At 54.4% G+C, this 26,927-nt stretch carries 30 protein-coding genes; 13 read left to right on the forward strand and 17 right to left on the reverse strand.

Annotation, left to right across the window (positions count from 1 at the left end):
- Window positions 1-34: 34 nt before the first annotated feature.
- Genes A3L09_RS06685 through eif1A form a run of 8 tightly spaced genes read right to left on the reverse strand, consistent with a single transcriptional unit; the run spans window position 35 to window position 7,230 of the window.
- A complete protein-coding gene (locus A3L09_RS06685) occupies window positions 35-817 on the reverse strand; it encodes a DUF4129 domain-containing protein (protein WP_088858215.1) in 783 nt (260 codons plus the stop codon).
- Window positions 790-1,218: a DUF1699 family protein gene (locus tag A3L09_RS06690; protein WP_088858216.1), complete on the reverse strand. Its 429-nt coding sequence runs from the start codon at window positions 1,216-1,218 to the stop codon at window positions 790-792. The genes A3L09_RS06685 and A3L09_RS06690 overlap by 28 nt, the downstream gene beginning before the upstream one ends.
- Before the next feature lie 4 nt (window positions 1,219-1,222).
- The gene (locus A3L09_RS06695; protein WP_088858217.1) at window positions 1,223-2,470 is read right to left on the reverse strand and encodes a DUF530 family protein; all 1,248 of its coding nucleotides are present in this window, start codon (window positions 2,468-2,470) and stop codon (window positions 1,223-1,225) included.
- The gene (locus A3L09_RS06700) at window positions 2,467-3,627 is read right to left on the reverse strand and encodes a DNA topoisomerase IV subunit A (RefSeq protein ID WP_088858218.1); all 1,161 of its coding nucleotides are present in this window, start codon (window positions 3,625-3,627) and stop codon (window positions 2,467-2,469) included. The genes A3L09_RS06695 and A3L09_RS06700 overlap by 4 nt, the downstream gene beginning before the upstream one ends.
- Complete coding sequence (gene top6B / locus A3L09_RS06705; RefSeq protein ID WP_088858219.1) at window positions 3,620-5,320, reverse strand: DNA topoisomerase VI subunit B; 1,701 nt, start codon at window positions 5,318-5,320, stop codon at window positions 3,620-3,622. Before top6B ends, A3L09_RS06700 begins: the two co-directional genes overlap by 8 nt.
- A gap of 2 nt (window positions 5,321-5,322) precedes the next feature.
- Window positions 5,323-6,042: a KH domain-containing protein gene (locus A3L09_RS06710; RefSeq protein WP_088858220.1), complete on the reverse strand. Its 720-nt coding sequence runs from the start codon at window positions 6,040-6,042 to the stop codon at window positions 5,323-5,325.
- Between the two features lie 11 nt (window positions 6,043-6,053).
- Window positions 6,054-6,830: a serine protein kinase RIO gene (locus A3L09_RS06715; RefSeq protein WP_088858221.1), complete on the reverse strand. Its 777-nt coding sequence runs from the start codon at window positions 6,828-6,830 to the stop codon at window positions 6,054-6,056.
- Window positions 6,831-6,858: 28 nt separating this feature from the next.
- On the reverse strand, window positions 6,859-7,230 hold the full coding sequence (gene eif1A, locus A3L09_RS06720; RefSeq protein ID WP_088858222.1) for a translation initiation factor eIF-1A: 372 nt from the start codon (window positions 7,228-7,230) through the stop codon (window positions 6,859-6,861).
- A gap of 147 nt (window positions 7,231-7,377) precedes the next feature.
- On the opposite strand from eif1A, the gene A3L09_RS06725 reads away from it, so the two are divergent.
- From A3L09_RS06725 to A3L09_RS06770, 10 genes are all read left to right on the forward strand, one after another.
- A complete protein-coding gene (locus A3L09_RS06725) occupies window positions 7,378-8,034 on the forward strand; it encodes an HAD family hydrolase (protein ID WP_088858223.1) in 657 nt (218 codons plus the stop codon).
- Between the two features lie 44 nt (window positions 8,035-8,078).
- Window positions 8,079-9,164 (forward strand): saccharopine dehydrogenase family protein, encoded by a 1,086-nt coding sequence (locus A3L09_RS06730; RefSeq protein ID WP_088858224.1) that lies wholly within the window; start codon window positions 8,079-8,081, stop codon window positions 9,162-9,164.
- Window positions 9,142-9,807 carry a 16S rRNA methyltransferase gene (locus tag A3L09_RS06735; protein WP_088858225.1) on the forward strand — a complete coding sequence of 222 codons (666 nt, stop codon included), beginning with the start codon at window positions 9,142-9,144 and terminating at the stop codon, window positions 9,805-9,807. The genes A3L09_RS06730 and A3L09_RS06735 overlap by 23 nt, the downstream gene beginning before the upstream one ends.
- 47 nt (window positions 9,808-9,854) lie before the next feature.
- On the forward strand, window positions 9,855-11,018 hold the full coding sequence (locus tag A3L09_RS06740) for a tetratricopeptide repeat protein (RefSeq protein WP_232473494.1): 1,164 nt from the start codon (window positions 9,855-9,857) through the stop codon (window positions 11,016-11,018).
- On the forward strand, window positions 10,981-12,108 hold the full coding sequence (locus tag A3L09_RS06745; protein ID WP_232473495.1) for an ATP-binding protein: 1,128 nt from the start codon (window positions 10,981-10,983) through the stop codon (window positions 12,106-12,108). The genes A3L09_RS06740 and A3L09_RS06745 overlap by 38 nt, the downstream gene beginning before the upstream one ends.
- Window positions 12,056-12,781: a tRNA-binding protein gene (locus tag A3L09_RS06750; protein ID WP_088858227.1), complete on the forward strand. Its 726-nt coding sequence runs from the start codon at window positions 12,056-12,058 to the stop codon at window positions 12,779-12,781. Before A3L09_RS06745 ends, A3L09_RS06750 begins: the two co-directional genes overlap by 53 nt.
- Window positions 12,782-12,958: 177 nt before the next feature.
- The gene (locus A3L09_RS06755) at window positions 12,959-13,828 is read left to right on the forward strand and encodes a DMT family transporter (protein WP_088858228.1); all 870 of its coding nucleotides are present in this window, start codon (window positions 12,959-12,961) and stop codon (window positions 13,826-13,828) included.
- A 55-nt stretch (window positions 13,829-13,883) separates the two neighbouring features.
- Window positions 13,884-14,804 carry an isoaspartyl peptidase/L-asparaginase family protein gene (locus A3L09_RS06760; RefSeq protein ID WP_088858229.1) on the forward strand — a complete coding sequence of 307 codons (921 nt, stop codon included), beginning with the start codon at window positions 13,884-13,886 and terminating at the stop codon, window positions 14,802-14,804.
- Window positions 14,804-15,976 (forward strand): MFS transporter, encoded by a 1,173-nt coding sequence (locus A3L09_RS06765; protein ID WP_088858230.1) that lies wholly within the window; start codon window positions 14,804-14,806, stop codon window positions 15,974-15,976. Before A3L09_RS06760 ends, A3L09_RS06765 begins: the two co-directional genes overlap by 1 nt.
- The gene (locus A3L09_RS06770; RefSeq protein WP_088858231.1) at window positions 15,969-16,922 is read left to right on the forward strand and encodes a radical SAM protein; all 954 of its coding nucleotides are present in this window, start codon (window positions 15,969-15,971) and stop codon (window positions 16,920-16,922) included. Before A3L09_RS06765 ends, A3L09_RS06770 begins: the two co-directional genes overlap by 8 nt.
- Here the strand turns inward: A3L09_RS06770 and A3L09_RS06775 are convergent.
- The 9 genes from A3L09_RS06775 to A3L09_RS06815 all read right to left on the reverse strand — a co-directional run bounded on the left by A3L09_RS06775 (window position 16,906) and on the right by A3L09_RS06815 (window position 24,138).
- Window positions 16,906-17,403, reverse strand: coding sequence for a hypothetical protein (locus tag A3L09_RS06775; protein WP_088858232.1), 498 nt, complete (start codon window positions 17,401-17,403; stop codon window positions 16,906-16,908). The two genes, A3L09_RS06770 and A3L09_RS06775, sit on opposite strands and share 17 nt — an antisense overlap.
- A complete protein-coding gene (locus tag A3L09_RS06780) occupies window positions 17,393-18,328 on the reverse strand; it encodes a serine/threonine-protein kinase RIO2 (RefSeq protein WP_088858233.1) in 936 nt (311 codons plus the stop codon). Before A3L09_RS06780 ends, A3L09_RS06775 begins: the two co-directional genes overlap by 11 nt.
- Window positions 18,329-18,368: 40 nt before the next feature.
- A complete protein-coding gene (locus A3L09_RS06785) occupies window positions 18,369-18,923 on the reverse strand; it encodes a hypothetical protein (RefSeq protein ID WP_088858234.1) in 555 nt (184 codons plus the stop codon).
- Between the two features lie 102 nt (window positions 18,924-19,025).
- Window positions 19,026-20,222 carry a proteasome-activating nucleotidase gene (locus A3L09_RS06790; RefSeq protein ID WP_088858235.1) on the reverse strand — a complete coding sequence of 399 codons (1,197 nt, stop codon included), beginning with the start codon at window positions 20,220-20,222 and terminating at the stop codon, window positions 19,026-19,028.
- A 153-nt stretch (window positions 20,223-20,375) separates the two neighbouring features.
- A complete protein-coding gene (cas6, locus tag A3L09_RS06795; RefSeq protein ID WP_088858236.1) occupies window positions 20,376-21,131 on the reverse strand; it encodes a CRISPR-associated endoribonuclease Cas6 in 756 nt (251 codons plus the stop codon).
- 126 nt (window positions 21,132-21,257) lie between these two features.
- Complete coding sequence (gene upp / locus A3L09_RS06800) at window positions 21,258-21,929, reverse strand: uracil phosphoribosyltransferase (protein ID WP_088858237.1); 672 nt, start codon at window positions 21,927-21,929, stop codon at window positions 21,258-21,260.
- Between the two features lie 9 nt (window positions 21,930-21,938).
- Window positions 21,939-22,559 (reverse strand): rhomboid family intramembrane serine protease, encoded by a 621-nt coding sequence (locus tag A3L09_RS06805; RefSeq protein ID WP_088858238.1) that lies wholly within the window; start codon window positions 22,557-22,559, stop codon window positions 21,939-21,941.
- Window positions 22,559-23,323: a bifunctional fructose-bisphosphatase/inositol-phosphate phosphatase gene (locus A3L09_RS06810; protein ID WP_088858239.1), complete on the reverse strand. Its 765-nt coding sequence runs from the start codon at window positions 23,321-23,323 to the stop codon at window positions 22,559-22,561. The genes A3L09_RS06805 and A3L09_RS06810 overlap by 1 nt, the downstream gene beginning before the upstream one ends.
- A 2-nt stretch (window positions 23,324-23,325) precedes the next feature.
- On the reverse strand, window positions 23,326-24,138 hold the full coding sequence (locus A3L09_RS06815) for a DUF63 family protein (protein ID WP_088858240.1): 813 nt from the start codon (window positions 24,136-24,138) through the stop codon (window positions 23,326-23,328).
- 94 nt (window positions 24,139-24,232) lie between these two features.
- Here A3L09_RS06815 and A3L09_RS06820 point away from each other — a divergent pair, with 94 nt between their 5' ends.
- From A3L09_RS06820 to A3L09_RS06830, 3 genes are read left to right on the forward strand one after another with little or no spacing between them, the layout of a single operon-like run.
- Window positions 24,233-25,273 (forward strand): NAD(P)-dependent glycerol-1-phosphate dehydrogenase, encoded by a 1,041-nt coding sequence (locus A3L09_RS06820; protein ID WP_088858241.1) that lies wholly within the window; start codon window positions 24,233-24,235, stop codon window positions 25,271-25,273.
- Window positions 25,274-25,300: 27 nt separating this feature from the next.
- The gene (locus tag A3L09_RS06825; RefSeq protein WP_088858242.1) at window positions 25,301-25,729 is read left to right on the forward strand and encodes a UPF0179 family protein; all 429 of its coding nucleotides are present in this window, start codon (window positions 25,301-25,303) and stop codon (window positions 25,727-25,729) included.
- 33 nt (window positions 25,730-25,762) lie between these two features.
- A complete protein-coding gene (locus A3L09_RS06830) occupies window positions 25,763-26,845 on the forward strand; it encodes an HD domain-containing protein (protein WP_088858243.1) in 1,083 nt (360 codons plus the stop codon).
- Window positions 26,846-26,927: the final 82 nt, after the last annotated feature.

The raw sequence follows: 26,927 nt of genomic DNA on the forward strand, positions 1-26,927 counted from the left end.
CTGGGCTTGGAGGAGGATCTTTTAACCTTTGGGTCTATCTCAGGTATCTCATCAGACGCTCATAGCTCTCCCTGGCAAGTTTGACGTCCTCTGGCTCCAGCCTGTCGGCGTACTTTGCCTTCTCGAACAGCCTAGTGAGAACGTCAAGATCTCCGAGATCCGGGAATATCTCCCTCAGCCTCTCCTCGTGCTCCCTGTGGGTCCAGCTCTTCTGATAGGGATAGCCCTTGAGTACCAGCCCGGCCACCACGTTCCTGTACATCCTAATGACCCGCTCCTTGGGAGGACCGCTGATGTCCTCGTACCTGAGGTCGGGTTCAAACCTAACCTTCGGACCGCCAATGGAAGGAGACCTTCCGAGCCTCCTCTTGATGATGAGGAAGATGGGCACGACAATAAGGAGGAGGTATGGAATCAGATAAGCGGAGCTGGGGAGCGCATTGTACAGGGCCTCTATACCGCCTTTTATCCGCTGGAAGCTTCCGGGATGGGGAATCCCCGTTTGGTTCGTTGGATGCTGAGGGCTGGGTCGGGGGTTGAAGAGGAGGTATACAGCTACCCCGAATGCTATTATCCAGAGGAGACCTGAAATTATTGCGTACCTGCTCTTTTTTCTCCTCCGCGGTCCTCCCCTGAGGCGTAGGTAGGAGAGGCCGTAGCCTATGAGGAAAAACGACAGCAGAAGACCGATGAAGTACAGGAGGTCAACGTTAACGGACGTCACGCCAAAAGAGACGGTCGAGCTCATCAGGAGGGCTATCGAGAAGAGAAGGGACAGGAAGAGAAGGGTTATCTTGAGGGGGGCTTTTTGGAGCATCCGCCCACCTCTGAGGCCCTCTCAATTAGGTAGTAGACCGTCCTCAGGGGTATTCCAAGGGTTCTGCTGATCTCCTTCGGCCCCTTCCCGGAGGAAAACATGTTAAGAACGGTCCTGACGGTCTCCTCCTTGTACTTCCTCGGCCTTCCCCTGGGATAACCCTCGGGAACGAGCTGAACGCCGATCTGGGCGAGGGCATTGATTATCTTTTTGGAGACCTTCGGGTAGAGACTGGGTGGACAGCTTATCCTCCTCACGTTGGGGGCGTTCTCCAAGATCCTCACAACTATCTCCTTCGTCGGGCGGAGGTTTATGTAGACTTCAGTGACGTCCGGACCGAGGCTCTCGCGGAGCTTCCTTATAAGTTCGCCGTTGTTCCTGGCCTTGACCTCCACCCTCATGGAATCACCCCTGGAGGAGGGCCAAGAACTGCCTCGCCCTGTCGCTCTTGGGCATGAACTTCTCGAATTTTCCGGTATCTGCAAAGAGGGTGTTGTGGAGACCCGAAATCACGAACTTCCTTATGCCGTCTTCCAGTTCATCGCGGGGAATTCCGAGGAGTTTGGACACCTTAGCCTCGTCCCAGGGGGTCATTCCGTACAGAAGAACCCCTCCAAGGATGTGGTTGGGGACGCCGCTTATATCGGTCCTCCTGCCGGACAGCATTCCCTCCATCTCACACTTTCTCATGACGAGCATGCTCCCGTAGCCGGTCTTGAAGTCGGGCTCGTCCTGGAATGGGATGTCGAATATCGAGTAGTGGCAGTCGATGCAGAGCCTTATGTCCGGGTAAAGGCCCAGTCCCATCCTTTCGGTCTCGGAGGTCAAGAAGTAGTAGCGGAAGAGGTCGAGACCGAGCTTTTTGGCACCGTTCTCTGGATCTAGGGTCGAGTAAGCCAGCGCAAGGTTGTCCACGGTGTAGTGGTTGTTTATGAGGACCCCCTTTGCCTTGACGAAGCTGAGGACCCTCCAGCGGAATCTCCTTCCGTAGCGCTTCCTCAGCTCTCCCTCTATGTCGGAGTCGGCCGGAAGGTCTATCCTGTCCTTCTTAAGCCTGTTTTCACTCCAGTACTCCACCTCTATCCTGAGCCCCCTCGTCTGAACGGTCCCCTTCTCCCTCAGCTTTCCCTTTATGAACTTGAAGGACTCCCTGACCTCCAGACCTTCCCTCGCGAGCAATCTCAGCACATCGCCGGAGTAGGCCAAATGGGGGAGGATTTCAATGCGGCCCAGTCTGATCTGTTTTGGAACCGCTTTAACCTCTCCAAGGTTTTCCTGCTTGATGTTGCCGGGGTTTATCTCCTTCTTTCCGATCCTGAGGGAGTAGTTGGCGGATATTAAAGCGAGGGCCATTTTATGTGCCGTTATAGAAGCCTTGAGCCTCTCGATGGCGAGGATACGATTCCTCTTCTTCCTGTAAACCCATTGGAGGTGGGGATCGCGGTTCTTCCTGTCGTAGGAGGTCGGGGAGGAAGGGAGCTCTCCAACCCTTCTCTCCAGCTCCTCCTCGAGATCGCTCAGTATCGAGAGGTTTCTGTTCAGGTAATACGAAAGGGTGGGAACGTCGAAATCCTCAAATAACCCTGCCATGTCTATCCCAATATCGTCCAGTATCTTGTTAACCTGCGCGACGAGTTCTTCCGTCGTCGTCATGGCAGGAGATCACCGCTGTTTATCTTTTCCGGCAGGTATTCCTTAGCGACGAACTCGAGGGACTTATTGGCTAAAGCCTGCTGCTCAATCCTGACCCCCATCTTAAGGGCCATCTTAAGCTGCCTCTGCCACTCCTTGTTCTGGAACCAGGGGTAGTTCATCTCCTCGATAATCCTCTTGTAGTCGCCCGTTGGGCCTCCCTTCTTGTTGGGCGGGATTCCCTTGAGCTTTTCAGTGACGTTCCTGAGTCCGTAGCGTTCTATGTCATCCATCGTCATCCCAACAAACTTGGCTTCAGGAGTCGCGAGCTTCTCGCTGAGGTAGGCGAGGTTTATCGAGCCCTGCTTTATGGTCGAGTAGATGTACCAACCGTAGGGGTCTCCATCGGTGAAGACTATTATTGGAAGCCCCTCCTCGTAGTGGAGCCTGTGGATGAGCCTCCTAACTCCACGTGAAGCCTGGCCCTGGGTAGCTATTATCAATGCGTTCTGCTTTTGGGCAAACTTTTCCTCGATTAGACGGTCGGCCATAGCAGCGGTCTCGACGACGAGCGCGTAATCGACGTTTATCTCTGGGAACTGAAGGTGCTCAACTGTTCCGGGGACGGCCCAGCCTCCCATACCGAGCTTGCCGGCGTTGAACTCGTCCTCCCCGTCCTTGATGACGATGTCGCCGTAGATGTAGCCGCGCCTGTCCGCGGTGAGGTGCATCTCCTCCCTCAAAACGCCCATCATCCTCTCGAGGTCCTCTATTATCGGGTCGCTCTCGCGCTGGTCCTCGAAGGTGTTCTCCTTCGTTCCCGGAATCGTGTGCTTGTTGGCGTAGTAGGCTTCACGAAGGCTCGCGTGCTTGTTTTCACTCACCAACCTCTTAACGTACGCCATGAGCAAAAGCGTTTGCATGAACTTCCTAGTGTGGGCAACGTTGAGGAAGTACCTCCTTGAGAGCTTGTCTCCCATCCTGATGACGCGCCTCTTCTCGTCGAAGTAGACGTTGCTAAGCCCGCGCATCGGGATGTCAAAGTAGGGATTCTTGCCCGCTTTGATGTCCTCGAGGATCCTCCTCCCGTACTCTTCCAGCTTTGTGAGCACCTTGGTCGGGTCGTAAGAAAACCTCTCCCTGGGCTTCTCGCGGTGGATTGCTCTGCGTTTAGGCATTCTCACCCACCTCCGCTGGGGCGGCCTCCTTCTCCTTGGCCGCGAAGTGGTTCTCTATGTATGATATGAAGTAGGCCTTAATGGCGTCCTCGGGCTCACCCGTGAGTATGCTCAAGGCCCTTGCTATCTCGGGCACGTACTTCTCGAAGGTCTTCCTCCTCTTCACCTGGGCCAGCTTTCTGTGCTTGCCGCTTAGGTAAGTTTGAAGCCTCCTCGCAGCGTCCATTATTGCCAGGCGGATCTCGCTGTAGATCTCGTCAACGTTGGCTATGCTCTGCTTTCCGGTTCCGGTGTAGGGAACGTGGACCGAAACGACGTTTATCATGACGACGAGAGGGGTTCTCTCGGGGTCGTCAACCTTGTAGCGCTTCCAGTCTATTGAGCGTGCCGCTATGGTCGTTACACAGGAACCAGCGTCAAAGAGAAGCGGAACGCGGTTGGCGTAGCGGAAGACGTCAAAGCCGCTCTGGATCTCGCCGCCGTAGGCTATCCCAACCTCGACCTGGAAGGGTATTCCACCGGAGTACACCTTGGGCGGTCTCGTCACGGCAGTCACGAACTCAGGCTTGAGAATCCCCTTCAGACCCTTCTCGATGTTCTCCTCCCCTATTGGCCTTAAGCCGTGGGTTGGCGGGGCAAGGAACTTCATGTACTTGAAGGCCTCAACTATCTCCTCAGCCTCGTGCCAGGTGAGCTTTTCCGGCGGCTTCTCCATAATCTTTGCCACCTGCTTGACGACCTTTGTGTAGCCCCTGAAGGAGCGGAGAACCTCCTTAACCTCACCCTTTGCGAGCCTCTCGTAGAGCTGTTCCTGAACCTTCTTGTCCTTCTCCGTTTTTATGAGCCTGAGCGCGGCGATGTACTCGACCAGCTCGTCGACCTTCTTGTCGCTTATCCTGGAGAACTCTCCTATGAGGAAGCGCTTTACGGTGTTTCTCCTCGTCTTCTTGGCCATCCTGTAGACGTCGTCCGTGAGAACTCCGCGTGGGTGGGGCTTCATTTCGACGGGCGGCTCCGGCACTTCATCGCTCGAACGCGGGAAGACTATGAGCTTTCCGTCGGGTTCAATCAACTCGATGTGGGCGTGGGGGTTGGCTATAGCAGTGAGCTTGAGGTACCAGTAAACCCCCTGCCTCGAGCGGATGTAGCGGACGTTCTTAACCTCAAGTTCAATTCTAGTTCCCCGCCAGCCGGTTGGATTGGGCTTTTTCTCCTTCTTGACGATTTTACCCTCGTTTTTGTCAACGTCGATTTTAACCCAGGCTTCGATTATAGTGTCGCCGCCAGTGGAAGTTATGACGCGCGTTGCCTTTCCGCTCGTTATCTGGGCGAACATGACGGCGCCGCTGATGCCTATACCCTGTTGCCCTCTGCTCTGTATGTTCCTGTGGGCCTTGGTTCCGGCGAGCATCTTTCCGAAGACGTGGGTTATGTACTTTTCCGGGATTCCGGGCCCGTTGTCTTCAACAACAACCTTGTAGTGCTCGCTTCCAAGCTCCTCTATCTCAACCCTGACGTAGGGCGGTATTCCTGCCTCTTCGCACGCATCAAGGGAGTTCGTTACAGCTTCATGGACTAAAGTTGTCAGCGAGCGGACCTTGCCCGTGTAGCCGAGCATTGCCGCGTTTCTTCTGAAGAACTCGCTGACACTCTGGATTTTGAATTCCTTAAAGAGCTGAGTTGCTTCGGCCATATTCACTCCTCTCCTTCCTCATTATCTTTGAGCTCAACGGGGGGCGCCCCTCCTTCGAGGGCCTCGTAGTAGGCGGTGCTCTCTAGCTCGAGATCCTTCTTCCTCCTTTCGAGGTACTTGTAAACGACGCCGTGAGGCGATCCCCTGGCGAGCTTCTCTATAGCGGTTTTTGCCACTTCCACCTGTATGGGGTTTCCTATTATGGCCACGGTCTTTCCGTAGACGCTCACGTCGGTGCCGCTCATCTCCTCGATTATTTCCCTGGTCCTCCCCTTTCTGCCTATTATGCGCCCCCTTACCCTTGGAAGGGCGTTTTTATCGTTTCCAACGATGACATCCGTTAGATTGATGACCTCAAGGGTCTCACCCTCGTTCAAGAGCCTGAACGCTCTCTCCGGGGAGAACCCCCTTCCTATGGCTAGAACTATGTCCCTCGCCTTCCAGACGGCGAGGGGGTCTTTGGCTTCCTTGGTCGCGGTTATGAAGACCTCACCTGTATCGCTGTCTATCTCGATCTTCGTCCCGGTTCTCCTCTCTATCTCCCTCTTCGTCTCCCCCTTCTTTCCGATAACTACGGCTATCCTCTCCTTGGGGATCCGGACGAACTCCTCCTGCTCGCCCTCGGCCGCGTAGGTTATGCCCTCCTCGGGTTCATCATCAACGGGCCTTCCGTCCTTGTCGACCCTCTCGTACTTCCTCAGCAGTCTCTCGAACTCGTCCATACTCTCACCCCTCAGATGCCAGCGAGCTGGCGAAACTTTTCTTCCGGATCTTCGGTGTCAACACCCCTCTTCCGGAAATAGCTGATTACATTCCTCAGATCCCTCTTTAGGAGTTCGAGGCTCATCCTGTTCCTTCTCACGGTCGCCTGGGACCAGTCTATAACAACGGGTCTGTTGTGGATCAGGATGTTGTACTCGCTCAAATCCCCGTGAACCATATCTCCCCTCTTCCAGAGGCGCTCTATAACACCGATTGTAAAGTTATAGAGCTCTTCAAAGTCTTCTTTTTCGAGCTCCCGCTCGACGTCCTTGAGCCTTGGGGCTGGAGCCTCGCCACCAATGAACTCCATCACCAGTACGTTGTTGCGGAAGGCTATCGGTTCGGGAACGCGAACGGCGTATTTTATGGCCCTCTGGAGGTTTTTAAACTCCCTCCGAGTCCACACAAAGACGAGCTTTCTCATATCCTTCGGGAGGTATCCCACCCTTGGATCAGCCGCCAGGTACTCCCATATCCTCCGGAACTCGGTGGTGTAGGTTCGGTATATTTTAACCGCTATTCTCTCGCCGTTGCCATCAATGCCCGCGAAGACATTGGCCTCCTTTCCGGTGCTGATGACGCCGTAGAGAGCCTCTATCTTTCCCCGCCTATGCAGGTAAGCCAGGGTCTCCTTCGTGGTCTTATCAAAGACCTCGTTGGCTATCTTGTACAGTTCGCTGTCCTTCTCCCTTCTTTCCCTGAGGCCCAGGATGCTCTCTATCTCGCGGTCAAGGTGCTCTTCCAGCATCGCCACCACTCTGATCAACAAAGCGGGCTCAGAAGAGGAGCTCGCCGCCGCTCAGGAAGTCCTGGCTTATCTTGCCCTTTCTGAGGAGCCAGTCGACCTGCGTCCTGGTGTAGCGGTAGACTATGTCCCCCCTCTCGTCGCTCTGAACGGGCCATGGCTGGACTATGACGACGTCGCCAACGCGCATCCACATTCTCCTCTTGAGCTTCCCCGGAATTCTGCATCTCCTTACCTTTCCATCCGAACAGCGAACGTCCATCCAGCCCGAGCCGAGGGCCTGCTCGATTATGCCGAAGAGCTGTCCCTCCTTCGGCAGGGGGACGCGGATTATCTCATCGCCGCCCTGATTGCTGTTTCCCCGGTGTCCACCCTTCTTTCCTTTTCCCTTATGGTAAGCCATAATCATCACCTCCCTTCAATCATCCGGCACCTTTATAAGCTTAAGCCTTGCAAAAATTCTCTACTGACCGTACAATTATGAGCTTTTAAAATTTTTGCACAGGAAAACCGTTATATTTCCCTCCCCGAACATCTTTCAGTGTTGCCTATGGCCGTGTACCTCTTTGATTTTGATGGAACCCTCGTGGACAGCCACCAAGCCGTGGAGAAGGCCCTCCGCCTGGCGATAGAGAGAACGATGCCAGCGGTGATAGAGAGCGACCTCTACGACGAGTACTACAGGGCGCTCTTCCTTTTCATCAAGGGGAAGCTGACCTACAGACATCTCGGCGTCATACACGAACTCGTTGCCCAGGGGACGATACACGAGTACTACCGCTTAATGCCCCAGTTTATACAGGATCTTCCCAATGCGAGGAGGGTCGTCAGAACCCTTAGAAAGCGCGGGAGGAGGGTTATCAGCTTCTCCGGCGAACACACGTATCCCGGAGGGAAGGTCATCTTCATGAAGAAAACGGACTGGTACGATGAGTTCGACTCGGTAGTAACGTTCAAGAGCACGCGAGATATGCTTCAGAAGTTTCAGGCCCTCAGGGATCTTTATCCAGAAGATCCTATAGTCTGGGTTGACGACAGCCCCGGCAGGTTCACTTACATAACCGACGGCAACACCCTGCTCGTCCAGAAAGCTTCACCGTACAAGCACGACGTTGCCCTGCTCTTCGAACGCTGGAACTTCATGAAAATCAGAAACCTGAGGAAGCTTCTCGAGATTGACAATGGTCTTTCCGAGTTCTTCGAATAGAGACAGTTTTATACCACCATCCCCAATCTAACCCGGTGAACGACATGAGGGTTCTGGTTCTTGGAGGAGGGAACATAGGAAGGGTTGTTGCGTGGGATCTCAGGGAGGACTTTGAGGTCTACGTTGGGGATGCCGATCCGGAAAAGCTGAAGTCCGTGGAGGAGTTTGCGGAGCCACTCAAAATCGACGCCTCAAACTTTGCCGAGCTCGTCAAAACCATGGAGAAATTTGACCTCGTAGTCGGCGCGCTCCCGGGGCGGTTCGGCTTCTCAACTGTGAAGGCGGCGATAGAGGCGGGAGTGGATCTCGTTGACGTTTCGTTCATGCCTGAAAATCCCCTTCAGCTCCACTCCAAAGCAGAGGAGGCGCAGGTAACTGTGGTTTTCGACGCGGGCTTCGCTCCAGGGCTCAGCAACGTCCTCATGGGGAGGATCTACCAGGAGCTCGACGAGCTGGACGAGGGGATCATCTACGTCGGAGGCCTCCCGAAGGATCCCAGACCACCACTTTATTACAGAATTACATGGTCCCCTAAAGACCTTATTGAAGAATACGTTAGAAAAGCAAGGGTTCTGAGGAACGGTGAGGTTGCTGCCCTGGATCCGCTCGGGGAGATAAGGCACATGAACATTAACGGAATGGAATTCGAGGCCTTCTTGAGCGACGGCCTCAGATCCCTGCTGGAGTCAATAAGGGCTAAAAAACTGGAGGAGTGGACGCTCCGCTGGCCGGGCCACCTTGAGAGGATGAAGGTTCTAAGGGAGCTCGGCTTCTTCAAACCGGAACACGTGGAAGCCACGCTCAGAGTCATTACCCCGCTCATGACCTACGAGAGCCCGGACTTTTCCATAATGGAAGTCGTTGGCAGGGGGACGCTGAATGAGGAAGAAAAGGAGATAAGGTACCTCCTCTACGACGAAGAGCGCGAGTTCACCTCGATGGCCAGAGTGACGGGATTCACAACCTCGATAGTGGCCAGGATGGTCGCTGAAAAGACGTGCACCTTTGGAGTAATACCGCCGGAGATCATTGGGATGAGGGAGGACACCTACGAAGTCCTCATAAACGGTCTAAAAGAGCGGGGAATTAATCTGAGGAGGTGGGAGGTTGCTTCACCTGATAATAGCTGAGGCGGAGCTTGAGCTCGTCCCGGAGCAGATAGCAGACCATCCCGCGGTAGTTAATCACGCGAGGCGAAGGGGCAAGAAGCCCAATGAGATCCTCCTCGACAGCACCTACCACCATGCGGCGCTGAGAGGGCTTAATGATGGCGAGAGGCGCGGGAGACCGGATATAGTCCACATCTGTCTTCTCAACGCGCTTGAGAGCATAGCGAACAAGGAGGGCGCGCTGAGAGTTTACGTCCACACTAGGAACGACGAGGTGATCTACATAAAACCGGAGACCAGGATCCCGAGGAACTACAACCGCTTCGTGGGCCTGATGGAGAGCCTCTTCAAGAATCGGGCTGTTCCAAAGGATCTGGAGCTTCTGAGAATGGAGAACAAAACGCTGAGCGAACTGCTGGATGGAATAAACCCAGACAGAACGTTCGTGGCCCATGAAAGCGGGAAGCTGATCAAGCCAGCTGAATTTGGAAGAACCCTGGCGTCACTTGAAAATCCGGCCGTTATTGTGGGGGGCTTTCCCCATGGGGATTTCAGGAAGCTGGGGGACATCAACGCGGAGAGGGTAAGCATATATGAAAAACCCCTTATGGCCTGGACCGCCGTGAACGAGATCCTGGTCAACTTCGAGGCATCCCTTTTCTGAAATTTCTTTCGAAAGCCTTTTAGGCCTCCAAGTCTTATTTTCGCCAGGTGAAAAAGGTGGAGAGGTTTAGGGAGCACCTCCGCCTTGGGAACTACCGGGGAGCGTTTGCAGAGGCCCTCCGCGAGAGGAACCCGTTCAGGAGGGCGGTGATGATAGCGGAGATCATAGCGAGATCTTATCGGGAGGAGTTCGTTCCCCAGCTCATCGAGGCACTGGAGGAGATAAAATCGCCGAAAGAGCTAGCGATAGCTGAATCCTACACGGCCAGGGCCTTTTACGCACTTGAAATGGAACGAGATGGGGAGAGGCACTTCCAGAGGGCCTTCGAGGAGCTCAGAAGAATGGCATCACCCATGGAAACGGCGGAAGTCCTGGGAATAATCGGGAAAAACCTCGTTCTCTCCGGGAGGTACAGCGACGGCCTTAAAGCCTTTAGAAAGGCCTTTGATACACTCCAGTCCGCCAGGGCTGTGTACTCCGAAGTGGTTTCTGGCCTTGTGAACCTCGCCAGAAGGGTGGAAATGAGTGCGGAGGAGATCCCCAACGAGATCGCGTTGAAGTTCTATGAACTGGCCTCGGACATCTACGAGAGCCTCGGCTTCAAGCTCCAGGCTAGGGAGATAAAGGAAAAGATGAAAACTGCAGAGGAAGTTTTCAAAAGGGGTTCCTTAGCAGTTACGGAGCTTCTTGAGAGGGGAGACGTTGACAGGGCTCTGCAGATGGCGAGGTTCCTTCCACCCGGGGAGAGGGCGGTGGCGATGCTGAACGTTTCTTACTGGCTCTTCATTCACGACTACAGCGATCTCGCAAGGGAAGTGTTCAACGACGCCACAGAGATGCTCCTCGTGGGAAAGTTCAAGGCCAGGGAAGGTGAGATCGAGGCTGTTGCCTACAAATTCCTCAGGGTGGGCAAGCTCAACGAGGCTATGGTTCTGGCGGGTCTTCTCAGGGACGAAAGGAGGTTCTCAGAGCTGATGGGGGAGATAGCACTAACCTACGCTCGCCGGGGAGAGGTTGAGCAGGCAAAGGAACTTGCCATGAGGATAGGCGATATCCTTATTAGGGATAAAGTCGCAAAGGCTATCAGGGAGGTTGAGGAAACTCGGGTGACCCCCGGACCTAGGACGCCCCCCGAACCGGATCTGGAATCAGATGATTCTAATCGTGAAGGGGGTGAGGGGGGCAGTTTGGATGCTGATAGAGAGAATTGAGGAGTATGTAAGGAGAGATAACGTCTGGGGGGCCCTGAGGCTGATCTCCGAGGAAAAGGACGGAGTCACCAGGGCCGAACTCCTAGCGGAGCTTCTCAAAAGAGTCACAAAATACGACGAGTACAGGGCGGTTAAGGACGAACTTCTGGAGTGCACTGCCGATGCACCCGACAGAAAAACAAAGGCGCTCATTCTCTCCATAATAGGTGAGGCGTTGCTCTCCTCAGGGGACTACGACGGCGTCAAGTTCTTTGAGGAAGCCATTTCAACCGCGAGACGCATTGGATTCCCGCTATGGAGGGCTGAGGCCTTTATCGGAGTGGCCCTCAACCTGATCAGAGCTGGCATCTACGAAGACGCATATTCCCTTCTCAACTCTGCCTTCGAAGGAGTTGTGGTGGCTAGAACCGAAGATCCCGACAGCGCCATAAGACTCCTCCGCAACCTCGCCGATTCTCTGCTCATTTCGATCGAGTGGATAGACGACGGTGAGTGGGCAAAGCTCTATCTCACTACCGCGGCCGAGGTTTACGAGTACATTGGAATCGATTTCCTAGCTAATTCGGCCAAGGCAAAGGCCTGGATAATAGACCGCGCCCTGGAGGGCAACACTACCTTCTTAAGGCGCCTCCTGGCAGAGAATCGGGTAGACGACGCCATACTAATGGCCCGCTACATCCCCAGAGAGCACAGGGGAATGGCGTTCCTTGAGATAGCGTTCTGGCTCTACGCCAACGACTATCCAGAACTTGGCAGGGACATATTCAACGATGCCACAGCTTTGCTCTCTGAAAACGCTGGGACAGAACACGAGATCGCCGAGATAGCCAGGGATTTCCTCAAACTCGGCTATCCAGATCTGGCGTTCAGGCTCACGCGCTTCGTGGAGAACGAGCGCCTTCTCTCGGAGCTCCTTACGAGGATAGCCGCGGAGTACCACAGGCAGGGCGACGAGCTCATGGCAAGAACCGTGGCAATGAGCATACCCAACGAAACCATTAAGAGCAGGGTAGTCCAGCAACTTGGCGGTGGAGAACATGTGGGATACGAGCAAGGACTACAGGTTGCTGGTGGCGGAAAAAAGCGTTGAGCTCTTCCTCAAGACGATCGAGGGCGCCAAGTTCAAGGGCAAGTGGGACAAGAAGAAGGCCATCCAGCTCGCGAAGGAAATGATCCCGGAGATTCAAGCCATGCGTTATTCCTACGTCGAGCCAAAGGAGTTAGTTGAGACGCCGCAAATGGAAGCCCTCAAGGAGAATGCCACGGGGATAATCGAAGCCCTCGGTGGGGAAGACTGGCACCACAAGTTCCTCAGCTTAGCCGACAAGAACGAGCGCGAGAAGGTCGAAGAGGCGGTAGCCAAGATCAAGTTCTTCCTGAACACCATCCTCAACCTTGACAAACGCCTCTCCCTGGGCAAGATCAACGATCCTGTAATAGCGGTCGATATTAGGGTCGGCGAAGTCATGAGCGTCGCCAAGCATCCGAACGCCGACAGACTGCTGGTCACAAACGTCAACCTCGGAGACAGGGCGATAACCGTCGTCACCAACGACCTGGGCGTTAAGGAAGGTAACCGCGTTGCAGTGGCCCTCCTGCCCCCCGCCAACTTCCGCGGTATAGTGAGCGAGGGCATGTTCCTAGGTGCGGGGGAGGGCGTCCTCAAGGACGTCAAGGGGGAAATAGGCGGTCTTCCAAAGGGAGTTCCACTGGAGGCCTTTGTTGAAACGAGAAACCTCGTGGAGGCTTTTCTTAAGTCCTGATTTTTCAATTCCCTATTTTGTTGAAAAAGAAAAATCAGCACTCAAGATCCTCATCATCCTTCCGTCAGCAACTGCCGAGGTCATCACCTAGAGGGGATCTGGGTTGGGGTTTATATCCCTCTTTTTGAGAATCATCGAAACGTTAAACTTTTAAACTGAACTATCCCTACCGTAACCATGAGTCAGATGGTTCTAGGCGTAGCGGCGGCCCTAACATCCGCCCTGTGCTGGGCTACTGCAACGATCTTGATAAAAGTCGGCATGCGCTCCAAAAGCCCCGTGGCGGCCAACATACTCCGGCTTTACATTGTCTCGGTCATGTATCTCATCGTCATAATCCCCACCGACGGAATCCGAGAGATCCTGAACTCGGATCCCCGCTACCTCCTCCTCGCCTTTGTTTCCGCCCAGTTTGGGTTCGTTATCGGGGACTACTTCTACTTCCACGCGCTCCATCGGATGGGCGTCTCTCGAACCGTCCCGATAACCTCAACCTACCCCCTCTGGACCGTCCTATGGGCTTCTCTCTTCCTAGGGAGGAAGGTAAGCCCCAGGGTCTACCTCGGCGCCCTGCTCATAGTTCTGGCGATAGTCATCGTCCGCAGGGCGGAGGTTGAGGAGCACGCCGATCCAAAGGGCTTCGCCTTTGCCCTCATAGCTCCCGTCTCCTGGAGCGTGGCGATAACCGTAATGGACTGGCTCACCGGGCACTTCACCTCCCTCACGCTGGCCGCGCTCAGGATGTTCTCCGGAGCGGTGGGAGTTTCGGTTTTCCTGCCTGCTTACGGAGAAGAGATTCGGAGCACCACAAGAAAGGAACTGCTGATACTGTCGGGGGCGGCTTTCAGCGGCCTTTTCCTGGGCCAGTTCCTCTTCGTATACTCCACCCAGGCCGTTGGTTCCCAGGTCTCGGCGCCGGTGTCTGCCATAAACCCCCTCCTGACCTCGTTGATGGCTGTTGCCCTGCTTAAGGAGAAGCCAAGCAGACGGATATTCGAGGGACTCGTCCTGGCAATCGTGGGCATAATCCTCGTTTCGATGAAGTAGTTCCGTTTCCACAATCCTTTTAACCCTTCGAGCGTTCCTTTCAACGGTGATCGAAATGGTCGCTATAATAGTTCATGGAGGGGCCGGCACCATAAGGAAGGAGGAGCGCATCCCAAAGGTCATCGAAGGTGTTAGGGAAGCAGTTCTGGCCGGCTGGCGCGAGCTGAAGCGTGGTTCCGCTCTCGATGCGGTTGAAGAGGCTGTGAAGGCCCTTGAAGACAACCCGATTTTCAACGCCGGAACGGGAAGCGTCCTGACCCTCGACGGGAAGGTCGAGATGGACGCGGCGATAATGCGCGGCAAAACGCTCGAAGCCGGTGCCGTCGCTGGAATCTGGGGTGTTAAGAATCCCATAAGCGTGGCAAGAAAGGTTATGGAAAAAACCGATCACGTCCTCCTCGCTGGGGAAGGGGCAGTTAAGTTCGCCCGTCTGCTCGGGTTTGAGGAGTACAGCCCGATAACCGACGGGAGACTCAAGCAGTGGGAGGAGCTCAGGAAGAAGCTGGTCGAAAAGGGGGAGACGAGGCACTGGAAGAAGCTGAACGAACTGATAAAAGAGTATCCCGAGGTTCTAAGGAGCACCGTTGGGGCGGTGGCCTTCGACGGTGAGGAGGTCGTCGCCGGAACCTCGACGGGAGGAGTCTTCCTCAAGATGTTCGGCAGGGTTGGTGATACACCGATAATCGGAGGGGGAACGTACGCAAACGAAGTTGCCGGAGCTTCCTGCACTGGTCTTGGGGAGGTGGCGATAAAGCTGGCATTAGCTAAAAGCGCCACCGACTTCGTCAGGCTCGGTATGGACGCTCAAGCGGCAAGTGAGGCCGCGATAAGTCTGGCCACCAAATACTTTGGCCCGGACACGATGGGCATCATAATGGTTGACTCTAAAGGCAACGTCGGCTTTGCAAAGAACACCAAACATATGAGCCACGCCTTCATGAGGGAAGGCATGAAGGAGCCGGAGGCTGGTGTTTAGTGGACAGGACTCTGAGAAACATCTGGCTCCTCAACCTGTCAACGTTTTTCTTCTTCCTTGGGATAAGTTCGGTCAACCCAATAATCTCGCCCTTTGCCATGACCCTTGGGGCCACGCCCTTCGTCGTCGGAATACTTGCGGGCGTTACCTCCGTGCTCTCGCTCATCTCGAAACCGATAGGCGGCCTGGTGGGGGACAGGGGCTACCGGCTTGAGGCCATGATAGCGGGAAACCTCATGGCCCTGGTCTCCGGGGTTCTGTACGTTGGTTCCGCGCTGACCGGAAGCGTGTGGCTGTTCGCCTTTACCCGAGCCCTCCACGGGTTTTCTATGGGAATTTTCTTTCCCTCCAGCCTTTCGACGGCGGTTGATCTTGCCCCCATCGGCAGGGTGGGGGAGACCCTCGGCTGGAGGGGCATGATGTTCTCACTGGGAAACATCGTCGGCCCTGCCCTGGGCGGCTACGTATCGGACTACCTCGGGTTCACGGCGGCCTTCGCCCTAACTGCGTTGTTTTCCGCGGTAGGAGCCGTCCTAGTTGTCCCAGTCTTAAAGGACGTCGGTGGAGGTATTGTTTCGAAGGGGAGTCGGGAAGAGGCCGATTACTCAGAACTGCTCCGCCCCGGCTTTATCGCCGCCTCCCTCTCCCTGCTCTTCTTCGCGGCGTCTTACTCGGGAATAACGACGTTTCTTCCCGCCCTCTACAAGGAGCTCTCTTACCCACAGAAAGTCTTTGGGACGTACATGATGCTCGTTGGAGCGGCGAGCTTCTTAACCAGGGTTTTCGGGGGGAGGAGTGCAGATAGAATGGGGCCGATACCGATAATAAGGGCGGGTATGATAACGGTGATAACTGGGTACGTACTTCTCCTTTACATAACCCTTCCCCCCGGCTCCTACCTGAGCGCCCTTGCCGTGGGAGCGGGCTTCGGGCTGGCGGTTCCCGCGATGCAACTAATGGCCCTTGGAAACCTTCCCCAGAGGATAAGGGCTATGGGATCGAGCGTTTACACAATGTTCTTCGACCTCGGGACGATGGCGGGGCAGTTCGGCCTGGGCTACGTTGCCAACGATGTAGGTTACAATGGGATACTGAAGTTCCTGCCGGTTCTGGCCGGGGTAGCACTTTTAATCATCCACCTCCCCCATCTCTGGAGGGATAGAAATGGTTGAGATGATAAGGGTATCCTACGGAACTGCCATAGCTATGGGCCTGATAAAAGCGAAGGCTTTGGTTAAACCAACGACGGCATACATGATGACGTACTGGCCCGGCCACTGCAGGAACAACTGTGCCTTCTGTGCCCAGGCTAGGGGAAGCAGGGCGAATCTGGAGAAGCTGTCTAGGATAACCTGGCCAGCCTTCGACCTTGAGGAGGTCATTGATGCCCTCCCAGCCGGGAAATTTGCGAGGATCTGCCTCCAGACCGTAGACTATCCGGGCATGGTGGACGAGGTTTTAGAACTGCTAGAATATTTCCGTCCCCTGGGCCTTCCAATTTCAGTTTCTATAACCCCCGTTGATAGGGGGACACTTGAAGAGCTCAAATCCCTGGGAGTGGACTACATCGGCGTTGGCCTCGATGCGGCGAGTGAGAGGGTTTATGAATCAGTCAAGGACTCCCTTTATTCCTGGAGCGATATGTGGGAGTTCACCGGGAACGTCGTAGACGTTTTTGGTAAGGGAAAAGCGCTCGTTCACCTCATAATCGGCCTTGGAGAGAGTGATAGAGAAGCCGTTGAAACAATGGAGAAGGCGTATTCAATGGGCGCTGATGTGTCGCTCTTCGCTTTTACCCCGATAAAAGGAACGGCGATGGAAAACCACAAAACCCCCAGCCTGGCGCGCTACAGGCGGATCCAGATAGCGCGCTACCTCCTGGAGAAAGGCCTCTCAAGCTTAGAAGACTTCCAGTTTGACAGCGACGGCAACCTTCAGGGGTTTGGGGTGAGTATGGATGAACTGAAGGAAATTCTGCCCCCCAGTGTCTTCTCAACCCACGGCTGTCCCGGTTGCAACAGACCGTACTACAACGAGAGACCTAGAGAAGAACCCTACAACTTCCCCGTCGTCCCTGAAAGAGGTTATGTCGAGAGGATACTCAAGGCCCTTCTTTAAGGACCGAGAGGGCCTCGTTCATCTCCCTTATGGGAAACTCCACTTCTATTTCCTCCCCCTTTGCGGCCCTCACCATGGCGTCTACAAAAGCCCTTAGGGTCTCGTCCTCACCGACGTGGGAGAAAAAGCTTCCCGTATCCCTGGTCAGATCATCCACCTTTCCGGAGTCCCGGATTATGTTAAACACGTCCCTGAGACGCTTGAAGCCCAGACGGTAGAGGTTCTCGTTGGGGGCCCTGGCTATTCCGCGGAGGGCGCACTTTACCGCACCGCGGTAGTTGTCCTCCTGGAGAAAGATCTCCGCGAGGCGGAAGCAGGCCTCGAAGTAGAACTCGGGCTCCTCATCTATACTCTCGTGGAGTATCTCATCGAGCTTCCTTTTGGCGGTCTCAAGGTCGTTGGCGTTTTCAGCTTCTATTGCCTCGCGAAAGAGCCTCACGATCCTCTCGCGCCGGTTTAGGGGTTCGTACTTAATCACCATAATCCTCCCCCCTGCTTTCTCTCCACGCCCTCTCAAACTCAGGCCAGACATCCTCAAACTTTCTCTCCACCTTCCACCTTCTCCTGAATGCATTGAGGAGCACAGTTAGATCTCTCTTGAGGAGTTCATAGCTCTCGGGATCGGCGGTTGGGATATATTGGGCCCAATCGATTATAAGGATGTCGCCGTCTTCAGTGAGGACTATGTTGAACTCGCTCATGTCAGAGTGGACTATACCAAAACGCACTATCTTCAGGTACTCTTCCAGAACCCGTTCCAGAACCTCGGAAGCCATCTCCCTGCTGATGTCAGTATCACGGATTTCAGCGAGTTCCCTTCCCTCAACGAACTCCATGACAACCACGTGCCGGTTCCACGCCACCGGCCTCGGAACCCTGGCTATCGGACTCAGAAGAACCAGGGCCTCGTGCTCCTTCTTTGCGATCAGCCGTGAGATGTAGAGCCAACTCGTGTGGTGTTTGTCGTGGAAAACATGCCTGTGATACGCTGCTTTCCTTGATGCCGTCCTTCCGCCGATCCTGTTGAACTTCACCGCAACCTTCTCGCCGTTTGGGGTTATTCCAACGTAGACGTCGGCGTCCTTTCCGACCCCGATGTGCACGGGGCTTATACCCTCGATCACTCCCTTCTTCGCCAGTGCCCTTATTGCCAGAGCGTCGTAGCCATGTATCGTAAGCTGGTAGCCAATGTAGCCGATGTCGCTCCTTCTAAAGACCAAGCCCCAGTCGTCCAGCTTTCCGAGGCGGAAGCTGGCCGTTTCGACATCGATCCTAGCGAAGCGGGCTATATCCTCCAGCGGAACCCAGCGGTGGTGGCGCATGTTGAGCTCGACACCCCGGAGTATCCTGAAATCGAGGTCTTTGAGGTTTGGGTAAGCCTCAAGCGCGAGTAATTTGCTGACCATCTTCCTCTCCGATTCTCCCGTTGGAGGCGGGATTTATAAATCACTCGGAGGGGTTTGGAACCGTAAAGTCCCACTCCCCCCTGTAACGCCTGAATCCTTTCTTCGCCACCACCTCAACGCGGAGGGAGATCAGCTTCTCCAGATTTTTTGGGGTTCTGTCCATGAAGATGAGCTCCACGCTTCCCTTGCCAAGATCCTTCTGAGGAGTGGCCTCAACAACCTGAGCCCAGCCGTTCCTCGTTTTCTCGCGGTACACTTTGAGGCTTCCTGCTCCAAATCCGGTATCCACGTAGAGGTCGTTGCCGTACTGCCTGTAAATCAGCACCTTCAAGCTCTCGATGGTATAGTCCTCTTTCGGTTCTGCCCGGACTATTATCCTTCCGGATTTCCTTAGAACGCTTATCACGAACGCGTTGCTGAAGTTGGCCCATGCTTCTCCGTGGATCGGAACCGGAGTGGGGTACACGTGCTCACCGCTGGAGGAGTAGTATCCAGTGGGGCGGAGGTTTAGGGTGCTCTCGGAGTAGACCAGGGCGGAGAGGCCAACGAGGCCGATAATTATGAGAGAGCCCCAGAGAAGGTACTTTCTCTTCATATTACCCCCCTGGATTAAAAACTCCGTCATCCTATAAAAAGGTTGTGATAGAAATGCAAAATCCGTACAGTTGAAGAACCATCACCGAAAATAAAAGATGGATCAGCCGTACATAACCTCGTGCATTGCTATCGCCTGGGCGAGCCTCTTCTCGGCCCCAAGGACTTTATCCACTGCTTTGAGGAAGTCTTCCTGGGTGATGTAAGTTCTCCTGTCCCTGATTGCGAACATTCCGGCCTCGGTAGCGATGGCCTTAAGATCCGCGCCGCTGGCCCCCTCGGTTATGTCAGCTATCACCGAGAGGTCGACTCCCCTGAGGTTCATCTTCCTCGTGTGAACCTTCAGTATCTCAAGCCTGCCCTTGAAGTCCGGAAGAGGGACCTCAATAAGCCTGTCGAACCTTCCGGGCCTGAGGAGGGCTGGATCGAGTATGTCGGGTCTGTTGGTTGCCGCTATTATCTTAACGTTTCCGCGCGGGTCGAAGCCGTCCATCTCGGCGAGGAGCTGCATGAGGGTCCTGTTCACTTCCCTCTCCCCGCCGGTCGTCTCGTCCATTCTCTTTGCACCGATGGCATCTATCTCATCGATGAACACGATGGTTGGTGCCTTTTCCTTGGCCAGCTCAAAGAGTTCGTGGACAAGCCTAGCTCCCTCGCCTATGAACTTCCTCACAAGCTCGCTTCCGACGACCCTGATGAAGGTGGCGTTGACGTGGTTTGCAACGGCCTTTGCCATCAGGGTCTTTCCACAGCCGGGCGGACCGTAGAGGAGGACTCCCTTAGGGGGCTCTATTCCGACCTTTTCAAAGAGATCCGGGTGCTTGAGCGGAAGCTCAACGGCCTCCCTGAGCTCGTGCAGCTGTCTGTCAAGACCCCCAATGTCGCTGTAAGTGACCCTGGGCTTCTCGATGACCTCGAAGCCGAGAACACTCGGATCCTTCTCGCTCGGGAGGAGCTCGACCACCGCCATCGTCCTCTGGTCGAGGGCAACCCTCGAGCCGGGCTTGAGCTTGTCGCGCTCTATCCATGGGGCTATCCTGACCACGAAGCGCGGCCCGTTGAAGTTCTGGACTATCGCCCTGTCGTCGTCGAGTATCTCCAGGAGAGTCCCCGCAAATGCCGGAGGCTGCCTCAGCCTGGACATCTCCATTCTAAGGCGCGAAAGCTCCCTTTCAAGCCGCTCCTTGTCCGCTTCAAGCGTTCTGACCTGGAGCTCTAACTGCCTGATCCTCCTCTTGAGGAACGTGATGTAATCATCGTAATTGGCATCCGAACCCTTAACCTCATCAAAACTGCTCATCGTTCTCACCTGATCATTAATCCGCTCGGGGCCTTTTTAACTCTATCTCTCATCCTGCGTAAAAAGAGCCCCAGTTTCAAAACAGAGGAACGCGCAGTAATACGGCCTTTCCCCGAAAGGTGAGCTCACAGGGGGATGTCAAAAGGGATGCGATCACCCTCCCATTTCTCCGGACTTTGCCCTGTCCTCATCGATTACCTTAACCATCCCAAAACCGTAGCGCGTCTTTTCGCCGAAGCCCAGGTCGTATCCAAAGCTCGCGATCTCCTGGGAGCCGAAGTATCTGAATATCATCAGGGAGCCCCTGTAGTAAGTGTCAGCCACGAGTATTCTGACGGGCTTGAACTTCACGACCTCGATCTTGAACAGAGAATCCTCGGGTGTGCGTCCATAGAGTTCGGAGTATCTGAGGAGCATGACCTTTCTGAGCTTGTCAAAGAAAGTAGGCTCGCTCGGATAGAGATCCCATATCTTCATCCTGTTGTTTTCGAACTTCACTGTGCGCACTATTATGGGGCTTAGCGTGGAGAAGAGAACTCCGTTGTGGATCCTCGGTTCCTTCAGGGGTTTAACATCATCGGCAACGAAGTCAGTCTCTCCAATCTTCATCGACGGGCTCGTCATGAAGCCCTCCACTATGGCCTGTATTACCTCTGGAGAATGGGACGAGACGTACAGGGAAACCGTGTCCGAAAGAATCCGTATTCCCCTCTCGGGAAGAAGTTCACGCTTCCTAACGAGAATCCTAGAGAAAGTGAAGTGATCAACGTGGCTGAGCTCCACTTCTTTTGCAATATCCGGTGATATCAGGGTTATTTTGTCAACTATCTGACGGTAAACCTCGTAGTTATAATTGAAAGGAAGTATGGGATCCTCGCCTATTGGTCTGAGCTTTATTTCTATCCTCATTTTAGCCCCTCCGGTGTGAGTTCTTGACATGGGCCTGGCGTATTAGACGTATTAATATTAAACCATCAATATTTAATAAGGCTTTCGCAATTATCTGACCATCGCCCAAAGAAATGAAAAAAGAAACTACCTCCCCTTTAAGGGCGCCCCAAAGGCCCTGTCACCGGCGTCGCCGAGCCCGGGAAGGATGTAGCCATTATCGTTGAGCTCGCGGTCAATCTTTGTCACGAATATCTCCACGTCTGGGAACTCTTCCTTTATCCTTGATATTCCCTCAGGAGCCGCCAGAACGCCGAGGACAATGAGTCTCTTTGGCTTTCCGTACTTCCCAACTTCTTTAAGGACTTTGATAAGGGTGGAGCCGGTTGCTATCATGGGATCCGCAACCACAACGGTGTCTTCGGGCGTTATGTTGGGTATCTTAATGTAGTTCATCTCTATCTCAAAGTTGGGGGCCTTTCCGCGCGAGGCCGAGACTATGCCCACCCTAGCGTGTTCGAGAACCTTTATCAGCCCCTCCATGAGGGGTATCGCAGCACGGAGAACCGTTATGATGACCACGTTTCTCCTGTCCTTGACCACCGTCCCCAGGGTTTTCTCAAGCGGCGTCTCGATCTCGACCTCCTCTGTATCCATCGTCTTTGTAAGCTCGTAGCCCATGTACCTTCCGAGCTTGACGAGCCCCTTCCTGAAGGATATGCTGTCCGTGTTCTTATCCCTCAGCTCGGTCAGTATCTCCATTATGAACGGGGAGTCCTCAAAGGAGTAAACCCCCTCCCACCTTCCGTCGGCCTTCATGGAATCACCTCAATAAACCTCATCCCAGTAGAGCATACGCGCCATCCTCTCTTTAACGTATTGGCCGTAGATGTAGCCGAAGGCTATGCCCACTATCAGACCGCCGAGGTGGGCTATTGCATTCACGTGGGGCATCCAGCTGTTTATCAGAAAGAGGAAGACCGCATTAGCCAGTGCGTTTTGGATGTTCCTCTTTAGAACTCCCTCGATCATTATGAGCGCCCCGGCTACCCCAAAGAGCGCCCCGCTGGCGCCGCCGCTTAAAACGAACGGATCCATGAGGGCAACGCTGAGCACGTTCCCAAATATCCCAGCCGTCAGGTAAAGCACGAGATACCTCAGCCTTCCCACGAAGACCTCAAGCTGGCTGCCGAGGTAGATCAAGAAGAATGTGTTCATAGCGAGGTGGATCCAGCTCAGGTGGACGAAGATGGCACTCACGAGGCGCCAGTACTCGTGGCATTCTGTAACGCAGAAGTTCAGGAGGCCCAGTCTGAGGAGGGCAGGGTCCTTAACGGTGAGGGAGCCGCTCAAGTAGAGCTCGTAGCCAAAGACCGCGAAGTTTATCAGGGCTATCGTGTAGGTCATCCAAGCATGCTTCACGGCCTTAACGAGTTCCCCGGTTCCCATCACTCACCCACCTCTTCGAGGATTATATCCAATGTCCTTTGATCGCTGGCAGCCACGAGGTTCATCTTCTCCTCCGCGCTCAGCCGTATTTTGAGATCTTTTCCGGTATCATCCACAACGATCGCCCCTGCTTCCCTCGCTATCATCGTTCCAGCGGCTATGTCCGTCGGCCTGACGTAGTTCCTCACATCGACGACTCCCTGGAGTGCTCCTTTGGCAAGGTACGCGAGTTCAACGGCGATCGCACCCAGGACCCTAACCCGTTTGACCCTCCGGATTATCCCGATGCCCCTTCCGCGGGTGTAGAAGCTCAGTGCGGCCTTCTCCGGCGGTTTCGGCTGAACTCGTATTGGTTCGCCGTTCATGTAGGCCCCTTTGCCTGGAACAGCCTCGTAGTAGTTCCCGGTTGAGAACTCGTATAGGGCCCCATAAACGGGCTTCTCCCCTTTGAATAGGGCGAAGCTGAAGGCGAATATTGGTATCCCAGCAGTGAAGTTGTACGAGCCGTCTATGGGATCAACAACGGCCGTGTAGTCGCTCCCGTTATCAATGAACCCTATCTCTTCGCTCACCACGTTGATTCCCAGCGGCCTGAGTCTCTCAAGGACTATGTCCTCTGAAACCCTATCCACGTAGTCCGTTACATCACCGCTCACGTTCGTCCCAACAACTTCTCCGGCCTTGGGCTTTCCAAAGAGGGGCATAACTGCCCTCTCGACGTCTTTAGCAAGCGAGAAAACTACCTCATTCCATCTGACCTCCATTCTCACACCCCCATGAGAGTTATCAGCAGGTTCCTCGTCCCGGGCCCGAAGCCGAGAATGAACATGGCCAGCTTAACGAAGTTTATCAGGTCCGGATCTTCATCTTCCATCATCCTGTCCAGTATCCATACCACCGGGAGGAGAATAACGAATTTTTCGAGGTACATAACAGCTGGCGTCCCCGTCATGTCTATCAGGGTTCTCGCTAGAACGTGCTGCTCCCAGTAGCCGAAGAACTGGATCCCCACGAAGGTCGTCGTTGCATCGTAGAAGTGAGTGTAAAAAAGAATCCTGTTGTTTCTGATGATTTCAAACTTCTTTGATAGGGCCCATATAAAAGCCTCGGCTGCCAAAAGGGCGGGAAGGAAGTAGTAAAAGTACGACCACCTGAAATCGACCTTGTCAAGGTTTATGATCAGAATGAACAGCAGTCCGCCCACCAGGAGTAGTCCCACGTCCCTATAAAGGGGGTAGAACTTTTCACCAGGTCCTACATGCCTCCAGACAACGAAGAGGGCGGCAATGGCAAAAGCGGCTATCACAAAGTATCCACCTGGGCTCACGGTGAGGTACGTCCTGGGGAGCATGCCCACGTCCGTCATCGCCCTCATCAGGGGGCCCAGGAAAATATAGGGCATCAGGGAGACGAAGAAGGTTTCGTTCACCCTTATTCCAAGCTTCTTGAGGAGCCTGTAGAGGAGAAGGACCGCTATTCCAAGGATTATCGCGTAGACGGTCGTGTTTACCGGATTGTAGCCCTGATTGTACTTTATCGGATCGACGAAGTACCTCTGGAAGAACTCTCCCGCCCCCATTGAACCACCGATGTGGGTAAGGGGAAGGGGTTAAAGCTTTTCCTATCCAATCATTTTTTAAGCGGGGGCGCCTTAGTTAAGTGAGGTGAAGAAAGTGCACCTGATGGAGCTGCCCAGGGAAGTGCTCCTCGGCGAGGGCCTCGCAGAAGAGAGCGTCAGCGTTGCCAGACGGCTTAAACTTGGAAGGAATGCCCTCGTTCTGTACGGCCCCAGGACAAGGGAGATAGCTGGTGAGGAGGTTGAGGAAAACCTCTCGCGCGAGTTCGACGTTTCTGGGATGGTGGTTAAAGGGGCCACTATGGAAGAGGTTAGTAGGGCCATGGAACTGGCGAAGGAGCTGAAAGCTGACTGGATGATCGCCGTTGGAGGGGGGAGCATAATAGACGTGGCGAAGCTCGCATCCTACCGGCTCGAAATCCCCTTCATAAGCTTTCCCACGACCGCTTCACACGACGGCATAGCCAGCGCAAACGCGTCGATAAAGGATCTGGGCTCCAAAACATCGGTGAAGGCGAGGCCTCCAATAGCCGTCATAGCGGATGTGAAGGTTATCAAAACCGCCCCATACCGCTACCTAGCTGCAGGCGTTGGGGACATAATAAGCAACCTCACTGCGGTTAAAGACTGGCAGCTGGCCCATCGCATCAGGGGAGAATACTACAGCGAGTACGCGGCTTCTCTGAGTTTGATGAGCGCCAAGATGGTGATGAAGAACGCCGACATAATCCGCATAGGCAACGAGGAGTCCGTTAGGAAGGTCGTAAAGGGTCTCATATCAAGCGGCGTTGCCATGAGCATAGCTGGATCATCCAGACCAGCCAGCGGAGCTGAGCATCTCTTCAGCCACGCCCTCGACGCCATAGCCCCAAAACCGGCCCTCCACGGTGAACAGGTTGGAGTTGGGACTATAATAACTGCCTACCTCCACGGCCTAAAATGGGAGAGGGTTAGGGAAACCTTAAAGAAGGTTGGCGCACCTACAAACGCATACGAGCTTGAAATCGAGCCTGAGATAATAATAAAAGCCCTAACGATAGCCCACACGATAAGGCCGGAGCGCTACACCATACTCGGGCGCGACGGCTTAACCTGGGAGGCGGCCGAGAAGGCCGCGAAGATAACCGGCGTCATCTAAAGATCACGTCTCATGGAGGTGTTTGGAATGGTCATCACACTGGTCGGTGAAAAGCTGGCGAAACCCGGAATGGAGTTTATCTACTACGGTCCAGCTGAGCCCTGCAAGACCTGCAGGCTGGCAAGGGTATGCGTTGGAAACCTCGAACCCGGTAGGAGGTACAAGGTCGTCAAGGTCAGGAACATAGAGCACTCATGCCCGCTCCACGAGGGGAAGGTCCGCGTCGTTGAGGTCGTGGAACCGTCGATCGAGATACTGCTCGACCCAAGAACGGCCATAGTGGGTTCAAAGATGACGCTGAAGTTCGTGGACTGCGAGGACCCCGAAAAAGAGAGCCTCGCCAAGCCCGAGGGGCTCTTTGAGGGCGACACCGTCAAGATCCTTGAGATACTAGATGACGTCGAATGCGGTGGCAAGCACTACAAGCTGGTCAAGGTGATCCGGGAAAAGGAGTAATCTTTTCTTCCTTTTTTATTTGGAGGGGCCGTAATGAAGCTGATCCACGATCCCATCCACGGATCGATAGAGATTGACGACTTCGTTCGCAGACTCATCGACACCCCCGAGTTCCAGCGCCTCAGGAGGATAACCCAGCTCGGATTAGTTTTTCTGGCGTATCCCTCCGCGAGGCACACCCGCTTTGAGCACTCCCTCGGAACCTTCTATCTGGCCTCCAAGATGGCGGAACGAAATCCAGAAGTGGAGGAGGGAACAGTCTACGCGGCCCTGCTATACGACCTCGGACACTACCCCTTCTCCCACACCCTAGAGGCCACCTACCCCAAACACGAGGAGAACACCCTTTGGTTCCTGAAGCGTGGGGAGGTGGGGGAGGTCATACAAGAAAGGTACTCCCTCAAGGAGTTCTCAAGGCTCCTCAAGCATCCCTTGGTGAGCGGCGACATCGATGCAGACAGAATGGACTACCTCGTCCGCGATGCTTACTACAGCGGAGTTGCCTACGGACTCGTTGACCTTGAAAGGCTCGTGAGGAACCTGATATGGGACGGTGAAAAACTGGTGGTTCTTGAAAAAGGTCTTATGGCCGCACAAAACCTTCTGCTGGCCAGGAGCATGATGTACTCGACGGTCTACCAGCACCACGTATCCAAGATAGCGGGAGCGATGCTCGTTGAGGCTGTGAAGCTTGAGGGGATACCCTTCGAGGAAATACGAGTTATGGACGAGATCGACCTGGTCTCCACCCTCCGGACGAGCGAAAGGGATGAAGTGCGCGAGCTGGTCAGGGCCATCGACGAAAGGAATCTCTACAAGAGGGCAGTCTACTCCGGGAATGAGCTCCCGCCGGAGAAGGTCAGGGAACTCGAAGAGGCGTTAAAGGAAGAGTTCGGACACCTGACCATCGTTGATTACCCACCCAAACCCAAGTTCGAAGAGCGGAACGCCTTCGTTAAAACCTCTACCGGACTCAAGCGGCTGAGCGAAGTTTCACCCCTCGTTCGCTCTCTGGTTGAACTCAAGGATACCCAATGGCGGTGGGGAGTCTACGCTAGGAGTGACGTTGTGGAAGAGGTTAAGGAAACCGTCGAAGAAATTCTTGACCAAACTTAAAGGACAGCTTTTGACACTGATGATCTTTAAAGCCCTTTGAAGTACCCTTTTTTCGCCAGGTAACGTTATAAACATTCCATCC

This window comes from Thermococcus profundus (assembly GCF_002214585.1).
In the GTDB taxonomy this organism is placed as follows: Archaea; Methanobacteriota_B; Thermococci; order Thermococcales; family Thermococcaceae; genus Thermococcus; species Thermococcus profundus.

Excerpts from the sequence above, each read along its gene's own strand:
- A3L09_RS06685 (WP_088858215.1), bottom strand. The coding sequence starts at position 817 with ATGCTCCAAAAAGCCCCCCTCAAGATAACCCTTCTCTTCCTGTCCCTT.
- A3L09_RS06690 (WP_088858216.1), bottom strand. The coding sequence starts at position 1,218 with ATGAGGGTGGAGGTCAAGGCCAGGAACAACGGCGAACTTATAAGGAAG.
- A3L09_RS06695 (WP_088858217.1), bottom strand. The coding sequence starts at position 2,470 with ATGACGACGACGGAAGAACTCGTCGCGCAGGTTAACAAGATACTGGAC.
- A3L09_RS06700 (WP_088858218.1), bottom strand. The coding sequence starts at position 3,627 with ATGCCTAAACGCAGAGCAATCCACCGCGAGAAGCCCAGGGAGAGGTTT.
- top6B (WP_088858219.1), bottom strand. The coding sequence starts at position 5,320 with ATGGCCGAAGCAACTCAGCTCTTTAAGGAATTCAAAATCCAGAGTGTC.
- A3L09_RS06710 (WP_088858220.1), bottom strand. The coding sequence starts at position 6,042 with ATGGACGAGTTCGAGAGACTGCTGAGGAAGTACGAGAGGGTCGACAAG.
- A3L09_RS06715 (WP_088858221.1), bottom strand. The coding sequence starts at position 6,830 with ATGCTGGAAGAGCACCTTGACCGCGAGATAGAGAGCATCCTGGGCCTC.
- eif1A (WP_088858222.1), bottom strand. The coding sequence starts at position 7,230 with ATGGCTTACCATAAGGGAAAAGGAAAGAAGGGTGGACACCGGGGAAAC.
- A3L09_RS06725 (WP_088858223.1), top strand. The coding sequence starts at position 7,378 with ATGGCCGTGTACCTCTTTGATTTTGATGGAACCCTCGTGGACAGCCAC.
- A3L09_RS06730 (WP_088858224.1), top strand. The coding sequence starts at position 8,079 with ATGAGGGTTCTGGTTCTTGGAGGAGGGAACATAGGAAGGGTTGTTGCG.
- A3L09_RS06750 (WP_088858227.1), top strand. The coding sequence starts at position 12,056 with ATGTGGGATACGAGCAAGGACTACAGGTTGCTGGTGGCGGAAAAAAGC.
- A3L09_RS06755 (WP_088858228.1), top strand. The coding sequence starts at position 12,959 with ATGAGTCAGATGGTTCTAGGCGTAGCGGCGGCCCTAACATCCGCCCTG.
- A3L09_RS06760 (WP_088858229.1), top strand. The coding sequence starts at position 13,884 with ATGGTCGCTATAATAGTTCATGGAGGGGCCGGCACCATAAGGAAGGAG.
- A3L09_RS06770 (WP_088858231.1), top strand. The coding sequence starts at position 15,969 with ATGGTTGAGATGATAAGGGTATCCTACGGAACTGCCATAGCTATGGGC.
- A3L09_RS06775 (WP_088858232.1), bottom strand. The coding sequence starts at position 17,403 with ATGGTGATTAAGTACGAACCCCTAAACCGGCGCGAGAGGATCGTGAGG.
- A3L09_RS06780 (WP_088858233.1), bottom strand. The coding sequence starts at position 18,328 with ATGGTCAGCAAATTACTCGCGCTTGAGGCTTACCCAAACCTCAAAGAC.
- A3L09_RS06785 (WP_088858234.1), bottom strand. The coding sequence starts at position 18,923 with ATGAAGAGAAAGTACCTTCTCTGGGGCTCTCTCATAATTATCGGCCTC.
- A3L09_RS06790 (WP_088858235.1), bottom strand. The coding sequence starts at position 20,222 with ATGAGCAGTTTTGATGAGGTTAAGGGTTCGGATGCCAATTACGATGAT.
- cas6 (WP_088858236.1), bottom strand. The coding sequence starts at position 21,131 with ATGAGGATAGAAATAAAGCTCAGACCAATAGGCGAGGATCCCATACTT.
- upp (WP_088858237.1), bottom strand. The coding sequence starts at position 21,929 with ATGAAGGCCGACGGAAGGTGGGAGGGGGTTTACTCCTTTGAGGACTCC.
- A3L09_RS06805 (WP_088858238.1), bottom strand. The coding sequence starts at position 22,559 with ATGGGAACCGGGGAACTCGTTAAGGCCGTGAAGCATGCTTGGATGACC.
- A3L09_RS06810 (WP_088858239.1), bottom strand. The coding sequence starts at position 23,323 with ATGGAGGTCAGATGGAATGAGGTAGTTTTCTCGCTTGCTAAAGACGTC.
- A3L09_RS06815 (WP_088858240.1), bottom strand. The coding sequence starts at position 24,138 with ATGGGGGCGGGAGAGTTCTTCCAGAGGTACTTCGTCGATCCGATAAAG.
- A3L09_RS06825 (WP_088858242.1), top strand. The coding sequence starts at position 25,301 with ATGGTCATCACACTGGTCGGTGAAAAGCTGGCGAAACCCGGAATGGAG.
- A3L09_RS06830 (WP_088858243.1), top strand. The coding sequence starts at position 25,763 with ATGAAGCTGATCCACGATCCCATCCACGGATCGATAGAGATTGACGAC.